The 15,355-nt window shown below is 66.5% G+C and carries 13 protein-coding genes and 1 pseudogene; 7 read left to right on the forward strand and 7 right to left on the reverse strand.

Translation table 11 applies throughout. The annotated features are described in order from the left end of the window. Entirely contained in the window at positions 1-870 is an 870-nt protein-coding gene (locus tag NMQ03_RS07975; protein WP_255175125.1) for an Fpg/Nei family DNA glycosylase, read from the reverse strand. A gap of 167 nt (positions 871-1,037) precedes the next feature. Here NMQ03_RS07975 and gcvH point away from each other — a divergent pair, with 167 nt between their 5' ends. The 5 genes from gcvH to NMQ03_RS08000 all read left to right on the forward strand — a co-directional run bounded on the left by gcvH (position 1,038) and on the right by NMQ03_RS08000 (position 4,128). Then, complete coding sequence (gene gcvH, locus NMQ03_RS07980; protein WP_255175126.1) at positions 1,038-1,424, forward strand: glycine cleavage system protein GcvH; 387 nt, start codon at positions 1,038-1,040, stop codon at positions 1,422-1,424. A gap of 157 nt (positions 1,425-1,581) precedes the next feature. Continuing rightward, a complete protein-coding gene (locus NMQ03_RS07985) occupies positions 1,582-2,058 on the forward strand; it encodes an FHA domain-containing protein (RefSeq protein WP_159632263.1) in 477 nt (158 codons plus the stop codon). 23 nt (positions 2,059-2,081) lie between these two features. Then, positions 2,082-2,798 carry a MerR family transcriptional regulator gene (locus tag NMQ03_RS07990; protein WP_018763526.1) on the forward strand — a complete coding sequence of 239 codons (717 nt, stop codon included), beginning with the start codon at positions 2,082-2,084 and terminating at the stop codon, positions 2,796-2,798. After that, positions 2,798-3,301 carry a bifunctional nuclease family protein gene (locus tag NMQ03_RS07995; RefSeq protein WP_056331728.1) on the forward strand — a complete coding sequence of 168 codons (504 nt, stop codon included), beginning with the start codon at positions 2,798-2,800 and terminating at the stop codon, positions 3,299-3,301. Before NMQ03_RS07990 ends, NMQ03_RS07995 begins: the two co-directional genes overlap by 1 nt. A gap of 233 nt (positions 3,302-3,534) precedes the next feature. Beyond that, a complete protein-coding gene (locus tag NMQ03_RS08000) occupies positions 3,535-4,128 on the forward strand; it encodes a MerR family transcriptional regulator (RefSeq protein WP_018763528.1) in 594 nt (197 codons plus the stop codon). Positions 4,129-4,228: 100 nt separating this feature from the next. On the opposite strand, the gene NMQ03_RS08005 is transcribed toward NMQ03_RS08000, so the two are convergent. Continuing rightward, positions 4,229-5,047, reverse strand: a complete 819-nt coding sequence (locus NMQ03_RS08005; protein ID WP_255175127.1) for a ParA family protein — start codon at positions 5,045-5,047, stop codon at positions 4,229-4,231. Positions 5,048-5,348: 301 nt separating this feature from the next. On the opposite strand from NMQ03_RS08005, the gene NMQ03_RS08010 reads away from it, so the two are divergent. Beyond that, positions 5,349-8,747 carry a pyruvate carboxylase gene (locus NMQ03_RS08010; protein WP_255175128.1) on the forward strand — a complete coding sequence of 1,133 codons (3,399 nt, stop codon included), beginning with the start codon at positions 5,349-5,351 and terminating at the stop codon, positions 8,745-8,747. 153 nt (positions 8,748-8,900) lie between these two features. On the opposite strand, the gene NMQ03_RS08015 is transcribed toward NMQ03_RS08010, so the two are convergent. Together NMQ03_RS08015 and NMQ03_RS08020 are read right to left on the reverse strand one after the other, a co-directional pair. Beyond that, complete coding sequence (locus tag NMQ03_RS08015) at positions 8,901-9,938, reverse strand: AAA family ATPase (protein ID WP_255175129.1); 1,038 nt, start codon at positions 9,936-9,938, stop codon at positions 8,901-8,903. A 93-nt stretch (positions 9,939-10,031) separates the two neighbouring features. Beyond that, entirely contained in the window at positions 10,032-11,840 is a 1,809-nt protein-coding gene (locus tag NMQ03_RS08020) for a long-chain fatty acid--CoA ligase (RefSeq protein ID WP_255175130.1), read from the reverse strand. A 168-nt stretch (positions 11,841-12,008) separates the two neighbouring features. Between NMQ03_RS08020 and NMQ03_RS08025 the strand changes: the two are divergent. Further along, positions 12,009-13,087, forward strand: a pseudogene (locus NMQ03_RS08025) (ROK family protein). 28 nt (positions 13,088-13,115) lie between these two features. On the opposite strand, the gene NMQ03_RS08030 reads toward NMQ03_RS08025, so the two are convergent. From NMQ03_RS08030 to NMQ03_RS08040, 3 genes are read right to left on the reverse strand one after another with little or no spacing between them, the layout of a single operon-like run. Continuing rightward, positions 13,116-13,673 carry a hypothetical protein gene (locus NMQ03_RS08030; protein WP_255175131.1) on the reverse strand — a complete coding sequence of 186 codons (558 nt, stop codon included), beginning with the start codon at positions 13,671-13,673 and terminating at the stop codon, positions 13,116-13,118. Further along, entirely contained in the window at positions 13,660-14,466 is an 807-nt protein-coding gene (locus tag NMQ03_RS08035; RefSeq protein WP_255175132.1) for a carboxylesterase, read from the reverse strand. The genes NMQ03_RS08030 and NMQ03_RS08035 overlap by 14 nt, the downstream gene beginning before the upstream one ends. Continuing rightward, positions 14,463-15,251: a carboxylesterase gene (locus NMQ03_RS08040; protein WP_255175133.1), complete on the reverse strand. Its 789-nt coding sequence runs from the start codon at positions 15,249-15,251 to the stop codon at positions 14,463-14,465. The genes NMQ03_RS08035 and NMQ03_RS08040 overlap by 4 nt, the downstream gene beginning before the upstream one ends. Between the last annotated feature and the right edge of the window lie 104 nt (positions 15,252-15,355).

Consider the following 15,355-nt stretch of genomic DNA (forward strand, 5'->3'; position numbering starts at 1 on the left):
CTACTTCAGGAACTTCGAGGTCCGCCGGTCAGCCAGGATCTTGCCCTTGGTCTGGCATGTGGGGCAGTACTGCAGTGCGGTGTCCGCAAACGACACTTCGCGGACGGTGTCACCGCAGACCGGGCAGGGCTGGTAAGCCCGGGCGTGGACCCTCATATGGCTGCGTTTGACGTCCTTAAGATCCTTTGGCGGCTTGCCGGCCGCCTCCGCGAGTGCTTCGCCCAGCACGCTGTGGATGGCGTCGTACAGAACCTGCACAGTCTCCCGGTCCAGGGATTTCGCGATGGCGAACGGCGAGATGCGGGCCGCGTGCAGGATCTCGTCGCTGTAAGCGTTGCCGATCCCCGCGATAACGCTCTGGCTGCGCAGGAGGCCCTTGATCTGCTGCGAACTGCCGGCGAGGATCTCAGCCAACATGCCGGCGTCGAACGCTTCCGTGAAAGGGTCCGGGCCCAGCGCGGCGATGCCTGGCACCTGCTGCGGATCACGCACTACGTAGACAGCCAGGCTCTTCTTGGTGCCCGCTTCCGTCAGGTCCAGTCCGCGCGGGCCATCCGGTCCGGAGAATGCGCCCCGGACCGCGATGAGGCCCTTGCCCATCCGGAGCTGGCTGTCGGCGGGAGAGTCGGTGAAACGCACCCATCCGGCCCGTGCCAGGTGGAACACCAGGGATATGCCGTCGGTGTCGATGCTGATGAACTTCCCGAACCGCCGGACGCCGGACACAGTGCGGCCCTCGATGGCGTTATAGGGAGGATCGGCCGTCTTGAGCACGGCGAAGGAGACAACCTGCAGTTTGGTGACCACGCAGCCGCGCAGCTGTTCATCAAGGAACGCGGCCAGGCCTGCGACTTCCGGCAGTTCCGGCATGACCTACCCGACCTTCCCCAAGGATGCTGCACCGGTGCTTGCACTCATGGGTTCCATCTTGTCAGAAAGGCCCGTGCCGACCCTGGCAGTTATGCCTATACTTTCAGCGGCGGCCCGATTTTCGGGCCCCTTGTGACATTGGCGCGTACCCCGATGAAAGGCCCCCCATGAGCAACATTCCCGAAGACCTGTCCTACACCGCCGAACACGAGTGGGTCACCGCCCCGAATACCGACGGCGTGGTCCGCGTGGGAATCACGGATTTTGCCCAGGACGCGCTCGGAGACGTCGTCTACGCCCAGATGCCCGAGGTCGGCACGAAGATTACGGCAAACGAAGTGGTGGGTGAGGTCGAGTCCACCAAGAGCGTGAGCGACATTTACGCACCGGTTTCCGGCGAAGTGGTGGCCCGCAACGACTCCCTGGACAGCGATTCGGCCCTGATCAACACCGATCCCTACGGCGACGGCTGGCTCATCGAGATCAAACTGGCCGAACCTGACGCCGTTGAGTCTTTGCTCAGTGCATCGGAGTACGAACAACAGGTAGGCTAAAGCTAACCGGTATTTCCGGTCCGGCCCCGGGTCGCGGGCATGGCGTCTGCGCACGTCAGAGCCCGGATCGGGAGCCGGCGCCGGACCTGCCGGACAGGACCGGCGAGTAACCGTTGGTTGCGGGTTGAATGCCCGCAACGTCTAAGAGGAGGAATCCATGGCTGGCCACAGACACAACCCTGCCGATGGGGAATACGGCACGGGTGCGGCTAGGTCGTCGGAGACCACCTCGATCCATCTCACCCCCGTCACTGACGAACCCATCATCGCCCCCAAGCTGTCCTCGGAAGAGCGCAACTCGGTCGAGGCCTTGCCTGCCGGCTCGGCGCTGCTCGTTGCCCACAGCGGCCCGAACGCCGGTGCCCGGTTCCTGCTGGATTCGGATGTGACCACCGCGGGGCGCCACCCGGACGCCGACATCTTCCTGGACGACGTCACGGTATCGCGGCGCCACGTGGAGTTCCGGCGCACCGCCCGCAGCTTCGAAGTGGTGGACAAGAACAGCCTCAATGGCACGTACGTCAACCATGACCGCGTGGACAGCGTGGAGCTGAAGTCCGGCAGCGAAGTCCAGATCGGCAAGTTCCGCCTCACCTTCTACCTGAGCCCTGCCACGGCTGCAGGCCGCAGCTGAACCGGGGACCGCTGCCTGTGGCAATGGCACAACCGGAACGCCGGGGCCCCCAGGTCCTGAACATTGGTGAAGTCCTCGCCCAGCTGAGCGCCGACTTCCCGGGCATGACCGCGTCGAAGATCCGCTTCCTGGAGGAAAAGGGACTGATCAACCCGCGGCGCACCCCTGCCGGCTACCGGCAGTATTCCGACGGCGACGTGGAGCGGCTGCGGTTCGTGCTGGCCCTGCAGCGGGACCAGTACTTGCCCCTGAAAGTGATCAAGGACTACCTTGACGCCATCGACAGGGGAGAGCGGCCGGAAAACCTGCCGCCCGGCGTCGTGGTTTCCCCCCGCATCGTCTCCGATGAACTGGCTGCCGAGCTGCAGAACCGTGGCCGCAAGCTGAGCGAGGAGCAGCTCCGTACCGAGTCCGGCGCCAGCGTACCCCTGCTGCAGTCCCTGCTGAGCTTCGGCCTCATCAGCCACAGCAACGGCCAGTTCGACGAGCACGCCCTCCAGGTGGCCCGCGCCTGCGTCCAGCTGGAAAGCCACGGCCTGGAACCACGCCACCTGAGGCCCTTCCAGGCAGCAGCCGAACGGGAATTCGGCCTGGTGGAACGCGCTGTCGCGCCCCTTGCCTCACGCAAGGACTCGGCATCCCAGGCACGCGCGGCAGAGGCGGCCCGCGAGATCAGCGATCTTTGCCTCACCCTGCACCGGGCCCTGGTGCAGGACCACATCTCACGCATGGACATCTGATGATCGAAGTCGAGATTGTAGGCGTTCGCATCGAACTGCCTTCCAACCAGCCGCTGGTCCTGCTCAAAGAGATGCACGGCGAACGCCACGTCCCCATCTGGATCGGCACCCCGGAAGCCAGCGCCATCGCCCTGGCCCAGCAGGGCGTGGTCCCGCCCCGGCCCATGACCCACGATCTCCTGGTGGACGTGGTGGAGTCGCTGGGCCACTCCGTGGTCAGCGTCAACATTGTTGCCGTGGAGGACAACATCTTCTACGGGCAGCTGCAGTTCGAGAACGGCACCACCGTGAGCTCCCGCGCCTCGGACGCGCTTGCGGTCGCGCTGCGCGCCAAGTGCCGGATCTGGTGTGCCGATTCCGTGATGGACGAGGCAGGCGTCCGCATCACGGAGCACGACGAGGGAGAAGACGCCGAGCCGGGACCCACCGTGGACGAGGAGCGCGAACTGCGGCGCTTCCGTGAATTCCTGGATGACGTGGAACCAGAGGACTTCGACGGCTAAGGTCACGTTAAGGTTAAAGTTAAGGCTGAAAGTTTCGACACGCCTCTTTGAAGCCCCCTAGGTCTTTGACCTCGGGACCCGCCGGGCCTAACGTCGAAGTATCAAGTTCCCTTGCTTACGGCAGCCGCGCAAGTCACACTGGAAAGTGCGCCCCGCGGAGAAATTACACCCATGGTCTTCATGCCAAGGCTGCTGTATCAGTTCCGGGGGAGCGTAAGACAAGGAGGATCCAGGTGAGTCCCAAAGGCGAAGCAGGCGGGCTTAAACAGCCCACGGCTGGTGTTGCTGTGCCCGTGAGCGGTGCCCAAGGCCTCCTGTTCACCGAAGACCTGCCGGTACTGGACGAGGACGCCGGCTACCGGGGCCCCACTGCCTGCAAGGCCGCAGGCATCACCTACCGCCAGCTCGATTACTGGGCCCGCACCGGCCTTGTTGAACCGGCCGTCCGCGGCGCGGCCGGCTCAGGCTCGCAGCGGCTCTACGGATTCCGCGACATCCTGGTCCTCAAGGTGGTCAAACGGCTCCTGGACACCGGAGTTTCCCTCCAGCAGATCCGCACCGCCGTGGAACACCTGCGGGAGCGCGGCGTTGAGGACCTGGCACAGATTACGCTCATGAGCGACGGCGCCAGCGTCTACGAGTGCACGTCCGCCGATGAGGTCATTGACCTGGTGCAGGGCGGCCAGGGCGTGTTCGGCATCGCAGTGGGACGCGTATGGCGCGAGGTCGAGGGCAGCCTCGCATCGCTGCCCAGCGAGCACGCCGCCGAACAGTCCTTTCCGGACGACGAACTGAGCAAGCGCCGGGCAGCGCGGAAGATCAGCTGACCCGCCCGCATCCATACGAATCAGGGGCCGCCCTCCAGCTGGAGGGCGGCCCCTGATTCGTTTAAGCGCAGTGGTTCCCGCGCCCTGCAGAGCGTCCCGGTCAGCGGGCGCGGCTGCGGAGCCCGCTGCCGGCCGCCATCAGGCTGGACAGCAGGTCGTCAAACAAGCCTGCCGCGGACTTCGCCGAATCACCCGGCCAATGGTGGACGGGGTGGGCTGCGCCCTGGATCTGCTGCCAGTTGGCCTGCTCGGGAATACGCGGGCTCAGCAGGAGTTCGCCGAACATGGACTCCATCTCCGCAAGCCGGTAGGTGTGCTCGGAGGAGCCGCTCCGGACCCGGTTGGCCACGATTCCCGCCGGTGAAAGATTGGGCGCAAACTCCTGCTTGAACAGCTGGATGGCCCGCATGGTGCGTTCGGTGCCGGCAACCGAGAACAGGCCCGGCTCGGCAACCAGGGCCACCTTGTTACTCGCCCCCCAGGCCATGCGCGTCAGGCCATTGAGGGAGGGCGGGCAGTCGACCAGGACCAGCTGGTAGTCCGCAGCTCCGGCAAGCACGGCGGAAAGCCGCCGGAGATCGCGCCGGCCAAGGTCCGGCCGGTCGTAGATACCGGTGTAGGCAGAGCCGACGGCGACATCCAGGACCGCGGGCCCGGAACCGTTGGAAGGGGCCCGGTCAGCCCAACTGCTCCGCACCACGTTCTCAGCCAGTTTCGCCCTGCGCGGGCTCTTCAGCATCCTGCCGATATCCAGCTGGTCACCCGGCTGTACGCCAAGGGCCGTGGTGGCGTCGGCGTGCGGATCCAGGTCCACCACCAGCGTGCGCACTCCTGCGGCCAGCGCCGCAGACGCCAATCCTGTGGTGACGGAAGTCTTGCCGACTCCACCCTTGAGGCTGCTGATGCTGACTACTTGCACTTGAGAGACCAAAACCTAACGCCGGATGCCGTGTTGGGGGTAATGTTTGCCTCGGCAGAGCCGAAGCCGGACGGTCCTGCCGCCCTACTCATCATATGTTGATGCGTCGGCGAATCCTGCTTTATCGGGCGTCGGCATGGCACCGACTGTGCTGCCGGGGCGGTTTCCGCCAGCCAGGCTGAAAGCGTTCGGGACATGACGGGAAAATCTGTGACCGTGGCCACAAAGATTTGTGTTTGTCCTTGCAGGTCCTAGACACTGTGACCACTCATCGATCCACCCGCAATGATGCAGGAGAAGTATGTTTTCCAAAGTTCTGGTGGCCAACCGCGGCGAAATCGCGATCAGGGCCTTCCGCGCCGGCTACGAGCTGGGCGCTAAGACCGTTGCCGTTTTTCCCCAAGAGGACCGTAACTCGATCCACCGCCAGAAAGCGGACGAGGCCTACCTGATTGGCGAGGAAGGACACCCCGTCCGGGCATACCTGGACGTAGCGGAGGTGGTGCGCGTCGCGAAGGAGTCCAGCGCTGACGCCATCTACCCGGGCTACGGTTTCCTCTCCGAGAACCCGGAACTGGCACGTGCAGCGAAGGAAGCCGGCATCACTTTCGTGGGTCCGCCCGCCGAAGTTCTGGAGCTTGCCGGCAACAAGGTGGCGGCCCTGAAGGCCGCCCGCGAGGCCGGTGTGCCGGTCCTGAAGTCCAGCGAGCCGTCCAAAGACCTGGACGAGCTCCTGGCTGCGGCCGATGAGATCGGGTTCCCCATTTTCGCTAAGGCCGTGGCCGGTGGCGGCGGGCGCGGCATGCGGCGGGTGGACACCCGCGAGGCCCTCCCGGAAGCCCTGAAGTCGGCCATGCGCGAAGCCGACGCTGCGTTCGGTGATCCCACCATGTTCCTGGAGCAGGCGGTCCTTCGCCCGCGGCACATCGAAGTGCAGATCCTCGCGGACGCCGAGGGCAACGTCATGCACCTCTTCGAGCGTGACTGCTCCATCCAGCGGCGGCACCAGAAAGTCATCGAGATCGCTCCTGCCCCCAACCTGGACGACACCATCCGCCAGGCCCTGTACCGGGATGCCGTGAAGTTCGCGCAGGCACTGAAGTACGTCAACGCCGGTACTGTCGAGTTCCTCGTTGACACCGAGGGCGAGCGGGCTGGCCAGCACGTCTTCATCGAAATGAACCCGCGCATCCAGGTGGAGCACACGGTCACCGAGGAAGTCACGGACGTGGACCTGGTCCAGGCCCAGATGCGGATTGCCTCCGGAGAGACACTGGCCGATCTTGGCCTCTCCCAGGACACCGTCAGGCTTCGCGGCGCCGCCCTCCAGAGCCGCATCACCACCGAAGACCCCGCCAACGGGTTCCGCCCCGACGTCGGAAAGATCACCGGGTACCGTTCGGCAGGCGGCGCCGGTGTCCGCCTGGACGGCGGCACGGTCTACTCCGGTGCCGAAATCAGCCCCCACTTCGACTCCATGCTGGTCAAGCTCACCTGCCGCGGCAGGGATTACCCCGCCGCGGTTGCCCGCGCCCGCCGCGCACTTGCGGAGTTCCGCATCCGCGGCGTCTCCACAAACATCCCCTTTCTCCAGGCTGTGCTGGATGACCCGGACTTCATCGCCGGGGATGTGGCCACGAACTTCATCGACCAGCGCCCGGAGCTGCTCAAGGCCCGCGTCTCGGCCGACCGCGGCACCAAACTCTTGACCTGGCTGGCCGACGTTACCGTCAACAAGCCCAACGGCGACCTGACCGTGCATTCGGACCCGGCCCACAAGCTGCCCGACGTCAAGGACGTGCAGGCAGGACCCGGTTCGCGCCAGAAGCTTCTTGAGCTGGGCCCGGAAGGCTTCGCGAGGGCACTGCGCGAGCAGAATGCCGTTGCCGTCACCGACACCACCTTCCGTGACGCGCACCAGTCCCTGCTGGCCACGCGTGTCCGCACCCGCGACCTCGTCGCGGTAAGCCCCGCCGTTACGGCACTCATGCCGCAGCTGCTGTCCGTCGAGGCCTGGGGCGGCGCCACCTATGACGTGGCACTGCGCTTCCTGGGCGAGGACCCCTGGGACCGGCTCGCCGCCCTGCGCAAGGCCATGCCCAATGTCTGCATCCAGATGCTGCTGCGCGGCCGCAACACCGTGGGCTACACCCCTTACCCCGAGGAAGTCACGGAAGCTTTCGTCAACGAGGCTGCCGCCACGGGCATTGACATCTTCCGCATCTTCGACGCCCTGAACGACGTCAACCAGATGGCTCCTGCCATCCGCGCAGTCCGGGCCACCGGAACCGCCGTCGCAGAGGTTGCGCTCTGCTACACCGGCGACATGCTGGACCCGGAAGAGACGCTCTACACCCTGGACTACTACCTGGGGCTGGCGCAGAAGATTGTCGACGCCGGAGCCCACATCCTGGCGATCAAGGACATGGCCGGGCTGCTTCGTCCCGCTGCCGCCGCCAAGCTCGTCGCGGCGCTGCGTGAACGCTTCGACCTGCCCGTCCACCTGCACACCCACGACACCGCCGGTGGCCAGCTGGCTACGCTCCTGGCGGCTGTCGACGCCGGCGTGGATGCCGTGGACGTGGCCTCCGCATCGCTGGCAGGCACCACCAGCCAGCCCTCGGCGTCGGCCCTTGTTGCCGCCCTGGCCCACACTCCGCGGGACACTGGCCTCAGCCTGGACGCGGTCAGCTCGCTTGAGCCGTACTGGGAGGCCGTCCGCCGCGTCTACGCGCCGTTCGAGTCCGGCCTGCCCGGCCCCACCGGCCGCGTGTACAAGCACGAAATCCCGGGCGGCCAGCTGTCCAACCTGCGCCAGCAGGCCATGGCCCTGGGCCTGGGGGAGCGCTTCGAAGCCATCGAGGACATGTACACGGCAGCGGACCGGATCCTTGGCCACTTGGTCAAGGTGACGCCGTCCTCCAAGGTGGTGGGCGACCTCGCCCTGCACCTCGTGGGACTCAACGCGGACCCCGCTGACTTTGAGGCGAACCCGCAGAACTATGACATCCCCGACTCCGTGATCGGGTTCCTGTCCGGCGAGCTGGGTGATCCTCCCGGAGGCTGGCCGGAGCCCTTCCGCACCAAGGCCTTGCAGGGCAGGAGCGTCAAGGTCCGCGACGTCGAGCTCAGCGCCGAGGACAGCGCAGCGCTCAAGTCCGACTCCAAGACCCGGCAGCACACGCTGAACCGGCTGCTTTTCGACGGGCCCACCAAGGACTACCTGAAGAGCGTGGAGACGTACGGCAACATTTCGGTGCTGGATACCCGTGATTACCTCTACGGCCTCCAGCGCGGCACTGAGCACGAGATCCAGCTGGAACGCGGCGTGAGGTTGATTGCCTCCCTGGAGGCCGTGTCGGAGCCGGACGAGAAGGGCATGCGTACCGTCATGTGTACCCTGAACGGCCAATCCCGTCCCGTGGTGGTGCGCGACCGTTCCGTGGTGAGCAACGTCAAGGCCGCTGAGAAGGCCGATCCCGCCCAGCCCGGACAGGTGGCCGCCCCCTTCGCCGGGGCCGTCACCGTGACGGTCAAGCCAGGGGAGACGGTCAAGGCCGGAGACACCGTGGCCACCATCGAGGCAATGAAGATGGAAGCGTCCATTACGACGCCGGTAGCCGGCAAGGTGTCCCGCCTCGCCATCTCCGCCGTGGAACAGGTCCAGGGCGGAGACCTGCTGCTGGTCATCGACCAGTAGGTTTCACCGGAGACGGCGAAAGGGTCCTCCCGTTCGTGAACTGCTCCCCGGAAGTTGGACTGAAGAATTCAGGTCTGGCCTTCGGGGAGCAGTTTTTGCGTGGATACGGAAAGTCCGCCATCCCGGGAACAGTGCGAAGCGGCAGTGGTCCGGTCAGGCCAGCCAGCGCCACCAGCGTGGCTGCTCCGGTTCCGGCGCCGGTTCAGGCTCCGGCTCCTCGCCGAGGGCCAGGGCGGCCTCGACGATATCGTCCGCGGTGAGGGTCATGACGGCTTCGCGATCGAGCGCGTCGAGGCTTTGTTCCTCATCGAGCGAGAGCCGCAGCGCCTGGCGGTTGAGTGCCTGCTCGAACAGCGTACGGGCGAACCGCGCGTTGCCGGAGTCCTCGCCCGCGTGGAGTCCGGTGAAGATGCGGCGCAGCATCTGGTCCGCACCCGGCTCCAACATGTACTCGTGCTGGGCCAGCATCTGGTGGAAGATCGTCTGGAGCGCGTCCACCGAGTAATCGGGGAAGGTGATCTCACGGGCGAACCGGGAGCGCAGCCCGGGGTTGGAGAGCAGGAAGGACTCCATCAGCGCCGGATACCCTGCCACAATCACCACCAGGCGGTGGCGGTGGTCCTCCATCCGCTTGAGCAGGACCTCGATTGCCTCCGGGCCGAAGTCCATCCGGCCGTCCTCCGGGGCCAGCGCGTAGGCCTCATCGATGAACAGGACACCATCCAGCGCGCGCCGGATCACCCGGTCCGTCTTGATGGCGGTCTGCCCGACGTACTGGCCCACCAGGCCCGAACGGTCCACCTCGACCAGGTGGCCTTTCTGCAGCAGGCCGACCGCGCGGTACATCTCGGCCAGGAGCCGCGCCACGGTGGTTTTCCCCGTGCCCGGGTTTCCCAGGAACACCAGGTGCTGTGATGTGGCCACCTCCGGAAGGCCGTGCGCCTTGCGGCGGGCCTGGACCTGGAGCAGTGCGACGAGGGCCCGCACCTGTTCCTTCACGGTCTCCAGTCCGACCAGCGCGTCGAGTTCGGCCTGCACCTCGGACAGCGGCCGGGCCGGCCCGGGCCTCGCGCCCATGAGATCGCCCACGAGGTCGTCGACGCGCTCCGAACCGCCGGGCAGCTTGAGCTGATCGGCGAGGTGGCCGATGGTTTCGCGCAGGTCATCGAGCGGTTTCCGGCTGGCAGCCATGCAACCACTGTAGTACCCGATGCCCGGCCAGGGGTGGTCATTCGAACAGGAAAGGGTCCTCCCGCCATGGGAGGACCCTTCCAGTTACCGGCTTCAGGAGCGCGGGGCGGAGTACATTTCCTCGATAACGCTTTCGAAGTCCTTCATGACCTGTGACCTTTTGACCTTCATTGACGGCGTGAGGTGCCCGGAGGCTTCCGTGAAGTCGGCCGGGACAATGCGGAAGGACTTGATGGCCTCGGCCTGGGAGACGGACGAGTTTGCCGCGGTAATGAGGTCCTGCACTGCTGCCTTCACCACTGGATTGGCCGCTGCCTGCTCCAGGGTGGTGTCGGCCGGAAGGCCGTGGCGCTGGAGCCAGCCCGGCAGGGCTTCCTGGTCCAGGGTTACCAGGGCCCCGATGAAGGGCCTGTTGTCGCCCACCACGAGAACCTGCGACACCAGGGCGTCGGCACGGATCTGGTCCTCCAGCAGGGCCGGGATGACGTTCTTGCCGCCGGCAGTGACGATGATTTCCTTCTTGCGGCCGGTGATCCAGACGAAACCGTCGTCATCCAGCTTGCCGATGTCCCCGGTATGGAACCAGCCATCCGTGAACGCTTCCGCCGTGAGGTCGTCCCGCCCGTAGTAGCCGCGCATGACGCAGACTCCCTTGGCCAGGATCTCGCCGTCGTCGGCAATCTTGACGGAGTTCCCCGGGAGGGGCTTGCCCACGGAGCCGATCTTGATCCGGGACGGGGTGTTGACCGTAATGGGGGCCGTGGTCTCGGTGAGCCCGTAACCCTCCAGCACCTGCAGGCCGATGCCCTGGAAGAAGTGGCCCAGCCGCTCGCCCAGGGGGCCGCCGCCGGACACGGCATGGGCAACGTGTCCACCCATGGCAGCCCGGAGCTTGCCGTAGACCAGCTTGTCGAATAACGCGTGCCGCAGCTTCAGGCCCAGTCCCACCCGTCCGTCCTGCCGCGCCTTCGAGAAGGCGATGGCAGTTTCGGCGGCCCGGTGGAAGATGGCGCCCTTGCCGCCGTCCTCGGCCTTGGTCAGCGCGGAATTGTAGACCTTCTCGAAGACCCTGGGCACCGCCAGGATGAACGTCGGTTCGTAGCTCTGCAGGTCCGCCAGGAGGTTCTTGATGTCCGGGGTGTGGGCCACCGTGGTTCCGGCTGCCATCGCCAGCACCGAGATGTACCGGGCAAATACGTGGGCCAGCGGCAGGAACATGATGGTCTTGGCATGCTCGTGGACAATTTCGCCGATGATGGCCAGGGCATTGTCCGAGAGTTCCACGAAGTTGCCGTGCGTCAGCTCACAGCCCTTGGGGCGTCCCGTGGTTCCGGAGGTGTAGATGATGGTGGCAACGTCCTGCAGTCCCGCCGCGCTGCGGCGGGACTCGAGTTCCTCGTCGCTGACGCCCCGGCCTGCTTCCCGGAGGCTGTCCAGGCCCTGGCCCTCAAGCTGCCACACGTGCTGCACTTCCGTCAGGCCTTCGGCGGTGACGGCCTGGCGGATAACGTTCTCGTGCTGGGCGGACTCGCCGAACGCGGCCACCGCACCGGAGTCACCCAGGTTCCAGGCCACCTGGGAAGGGGAGGAGGTTTCATAAATGGGGACCGAGACCGCTCCTGCGAACCAGATGGAAAAGTCCACGAGAGACCACTCGTAGCGGGTGCGGGACATGATGCCGACCCGGTCACCGGCGCCGACTCCACTCGCGATGAGCCCCTTGGCCAAAGCCTTGACGTCGGCCAGGAATTCGGTGGCGGACACGTTGCGCCACGCACCCGAGGCGTCCAGGCGGGAAAACAGTGCCGGGTTGCTGGGCTTGGCCGCCTGCCGCAGCACCAGGTCGGTGATGTTGGTTTCGGGCGGGACAACAACCAGGGGCGGAACACTGAATTCGCGCACTTTAGCTCCTTTGATAACTGAAGTCCCGCGCAGGGGATTTGCCTAAAGACTAATACCCCGGACGGAACCGTGCAGTACACAAACCTACTGGCGAGTAACTTAGTCGTCAATGTGTGGCGTGCAGGGCTATGTCAAGACAATTTTTCCGCCCGCCTAGAATGGTGGACTATGTACGGACCGTTGCCCGGCGATCAGGCCGGCCCCCTGAAAAGACCAGCTCCGTGGCGCCGCCGTCCCGCCACCCACCGTGCCGGACAGCTTCATGGCGGCACGGGCGGGCACCTCCGCCTGGGCCGCAAGGGACTGGCCATTGGAATCGACATTGGGGGAACCAAGGTCGCCGCGGCGTGGTGGACGCCGAAGGGCGGATCCTCAGCGAGGCCCGCCGCTCCACCCCGGAACGGATCCGCGGGCAGTGGAGCAGGTCATCGTCGAACTGGTGGAGGAACTCGGCCGGGGGCACCGCATCTGGTCAGTGGGCATCGGCGCGGGCTGGATGGACCTGGCCGGTGGGACCGTCCTTTTCAGCCCGCACCTGGCCTGGCGCAATGAGCCGCTGCGTGAAAACCTCCAGCGGCTCCTCCGCGGCCGGTGCTCCTGACCAACGACGCGGATGCCGCAGCATGGGCTGAGTGGCGCTTCGGCGCTACCAGGGGAAGACAGGCTGGTCTGCATCACGCTGGGCACCGGCATCGGCGGCGCCATGGTGATGGACGGCAGGGTGGAACGCGGCCGCTTTGGCGTGGCAGGGGAGTTTGGCCACCAGATCATCATGCCGGGCGGCCACCGCTGCGAATGCGGCAACCGCGGCTGCTGGGAACAGTACGCTTCGGGCAACGCCCTGGGACGGGAAGCCAGGCTCCTGGCCCGGTCCAACTCACCGATGGCCCAGGACCTGCTGGCAGCCGTGGGGGGACACCCTGAAGCAATCACCGGAGCCATCGTGACCGAACTGGCGCTGGTAGCGACCCGCTTCGCGGGAGCTGATCGAGGAGGTCGGCGAATGGCTGGGCCTCGGGCTGGCCAACCTGGCAGCGGCCCTGGACCCGGGGCTGTTCGTCATTGGCGGCGGCCTGTGCTCAGCGGGTGACCTGCTGGTGGAACCGGCCCGCAAGGCCTTCGCGCGGAACCTGACGGGGCGCGGATTCCGCCCGGCCGCAGGGATCGAGTTGGCGGCCCTGGGCCCCAACGCGGGGCTCATTGGAGCGGCCGACCTTTCCCGCGTCAGCAGCCGCGTCCGCAGTTGACGACGACGGCGGGCCGGCTGGCGGGGAGCTAGACCCTGGCGCCGTCGTCGTCGCCGTTCTTTTCCTCGGGCAGCTTCATGATCAGGTACACCGTGGCCAGCACGAACACCGCAACTATGCCCACGATGGCCAGCAGGGGTGCTGACCGCCAGAACATGGCTGACAGCAGCAGTGCGACGGGTCCGCCGACGGCTCCGAGCCAGGCGAGCATGGTCAGGGGGTCGGTGCCGGCCAGGCTGGGTGGTTCCTCCGGCACGAACTCTTCGCCGTCGTCGTCCACGTCATAGTCCCTGGGACCCTCGCCGGACCCGTCCGCGCCATTCCCGGGCCGCGCCTGGCGTTCGGCCGCGGACATTTCGGCGGGCGGACTTCCCGCCAGTCCCAGGGGATCGAAGTCGCGGAACGTGGGTTGCGCGGGGGGTTCCGGCGCAGCAGCCACCGGACCGGTGGGCAAGTGTTCCCCGGGGGCGGGGGAATCGGGGCGAACCGCGACGGTGTCCGATTCCAGCCTTGCCACCAGGTCCAGCCAGACGGCGTCGTCCTGGTTGGCGCCCTGGTCCGGCTGGTCGGAGTCAGGCCTGTTCACTGCGGACCTCCTGTCCCGGCCGCGCCGGGCCGGCCTGCTCATCCTGCAGGACTCGCCGGATGAAATCTACAGACCCCTCGAAGATGCGGTCGGCGTCGTTGTCCAGGGTTGCGACGTGGTAGCTGTTCTCCAGCCGCACCACTTCCAGCGGAGCGTGTGTCAGTCCGCGCCGGAGGGCGTTCATGCTGGCATCCGACACCACGTGGTCCACGGTGGAGCGGTAGACCTGCACGGGTGCGGTGACCCGTGGCAGGAGCCGGACGGTGTCCCTGAACATCTTGTTCAGTTCGTGGGCAGCGGCCACGGGCGTGCGCGCATAAGCACCCTCATCCATCCCTGCCTTCAGGATGTCATTGCCGATGGACGGGGTGCTTTTGAGCACCAGCTTCAGGATTCCCGCCAAGGGCGCCCGGGGATCGTCAATCACCAGGCCGGGGTTAACCAGGATCACCCCCGCGACGGGCCGGGTGGCCGCAATTCGCAGGGCCAGGGCCCCGCCCATGCTGAGGCCGGCTGCGAAGACTTGGTCGCACTCGGCGTCCAGCTCCAGGAAGGCGTCATCCAGGGCACCGTGCCACTGCTGCCAGCGGGTGCGGGCCAGATCCTGCCACGTGGTCCCGTGGCCGGGCAGCAGCGGCATGCGGACGGCGAAACCGGCTGCGGCGAACGCCGTGGCCCAGGCGCGCAGGCCATGGGGGCTTCCCGTGAAGCCGTGGGACAGGACCACCCCCGTGCGGGAGCCTTCGCCGCTGAAGGGGCTGGTGAACGGGCTGTGGTCCGGGCCGGAGGTCATGGCGTCTCCAAGGGACTGGTACGGCGGGCGTGGGCGGCGACGAACTCTCCGGACCTGGCGAAGATCGCGGGCGCGTCAACGTCCAGAGTAGCCACATGGCCGCTGCCGGCAAGGTCCACCACGTCGGTGAGGTTCGAGCCCAACCCCTTCCGCAGCAGGGCCAGCGACGTGGGCGGGACCACGGCGTCGGTACGCGACTTGAAGACCTGGACCGGGGCGTCGACACCGGGCAGCGCCCGCACAGTTGCACCGAACAGTTTCTTGAGCTCATGCACTGCCGCCAGCGGCGTCAGGGAGTAATCGCCATCGTTCGTCGCCGGCGCCCCGGTCTGCTCCTCCTGGATGGGGACCGTGGTCCGCTGGAAGTATTTGAGGAGGCCGATGATCCGTACCCGGCGGTCATAGAAGCTGAGGCCCGGGTTAACCACGCTCACCCCTGCCACCTGGTGGCGCGAGGCTGCGAGGAGGGCAATCGCACCTCCCATCGACAGGCCCGCCGTAAAACAGGAATCCGTCCGGGCCGCCAGATCGAGGAGGGTCTTTTCGTAGCTGCGGTACCAGTCCTGCCAGCCGGTCAGCGCGAGCTGGCGCCAGTCTGTTCCGTGCCCCGGCAGAAGCGGGACGGAGACGGCGTATCCCAGGTCCGCGAGGTGCTGCGCCCACGGCAGGACGCTCAAGGGACTGCCCGTGAAACCGTGGCAAATGGCCACCCCGGTGCGGGCGTTGGCGCCGTGGCCCGGATAACTGAAAGCGGCCGGACGGGACGGGGGGCTGCTTTCAGTCATGACTCCATCGTGTCACTGTTCCAGCCAAATCTCACTAGAGTAGGGTTGCATTGAATCGCTGGCCAGGGCCGACGCAGGGCCTGGGGCTGCCTTCCGGAGAGGTT

The sequence above is a fragment of the Arthrobacter sp. DNA4 genome (assembly GCF_024362385.1).
GTDB lineage: Bacteria > Actinomycetota > Actinomycetes > Actinomycetales > Micrococcaceae > Arthrobacter.

Coding starts and splice junctions, on each gene's coding strand:
- NMQ03_RS07975 (WP_255175125.1), bottom strand. CDS start 870: ATGCCGGAACTGCCGGAAGTCGCAGGCCTGGCCGCGTTCCTTGATGAA.
- gcvH (WP_255175126.1), top strand. CDS start 1,038: ATGAGCAACATTCCCGAAGACCTGTCCTACACCGCCGAACACGAGTGG.
- NMQ03_RS07985 (WP_159632263.1), top strand. CDS start 1,582: ATGGCTGGCCACAGACACAACCCTGCCGATGGGGAATACGGCACGGGT.
- NMQ03_RS07990 (WP_018763526.1), top strand. CDS start 2,082: ATGGCACAACCGGAACGCCGGGGCCCCCAGGTCCTGAACATTGGTGAA.
- NMQ03_RS07995 (WP_056331728.1), top strand. CDS start 2,798: ATGATCGAAGTCGAGATTGTAGGCGTTCGCATCGAACTGCCTTCCAAC.
- NMQ03_RS08010 (WP_255175128.1), top strand. CDS start 5,349: ATGTTTTCCAAAGTTCTGGTGGCCAACCGCGGCGAAATCGCGATCAGG.
- NMQ03_RS08015 (WP_255175129.1), bottom strand. CDS start 9,938: ATGGCTGCCAGCCGGAAACCGCTCGATGACCTGCGCGAAACCATCGGC.
- NMQ03_RS08035 (WP_255175132.1), bottom strand. CDS start 14,466: ATGACCTCCGGCCCGGACCACAGCCCGTTCACCAGCCCCTTCAGCGGC.
- NMQ03_RS08040 (WP_255175133.1), bottom strand. CDS start 15,251: ATGACTGAAAGCAGCCCCCCGTCCCGTCCGGCCGCTTTCAGTTATCCG.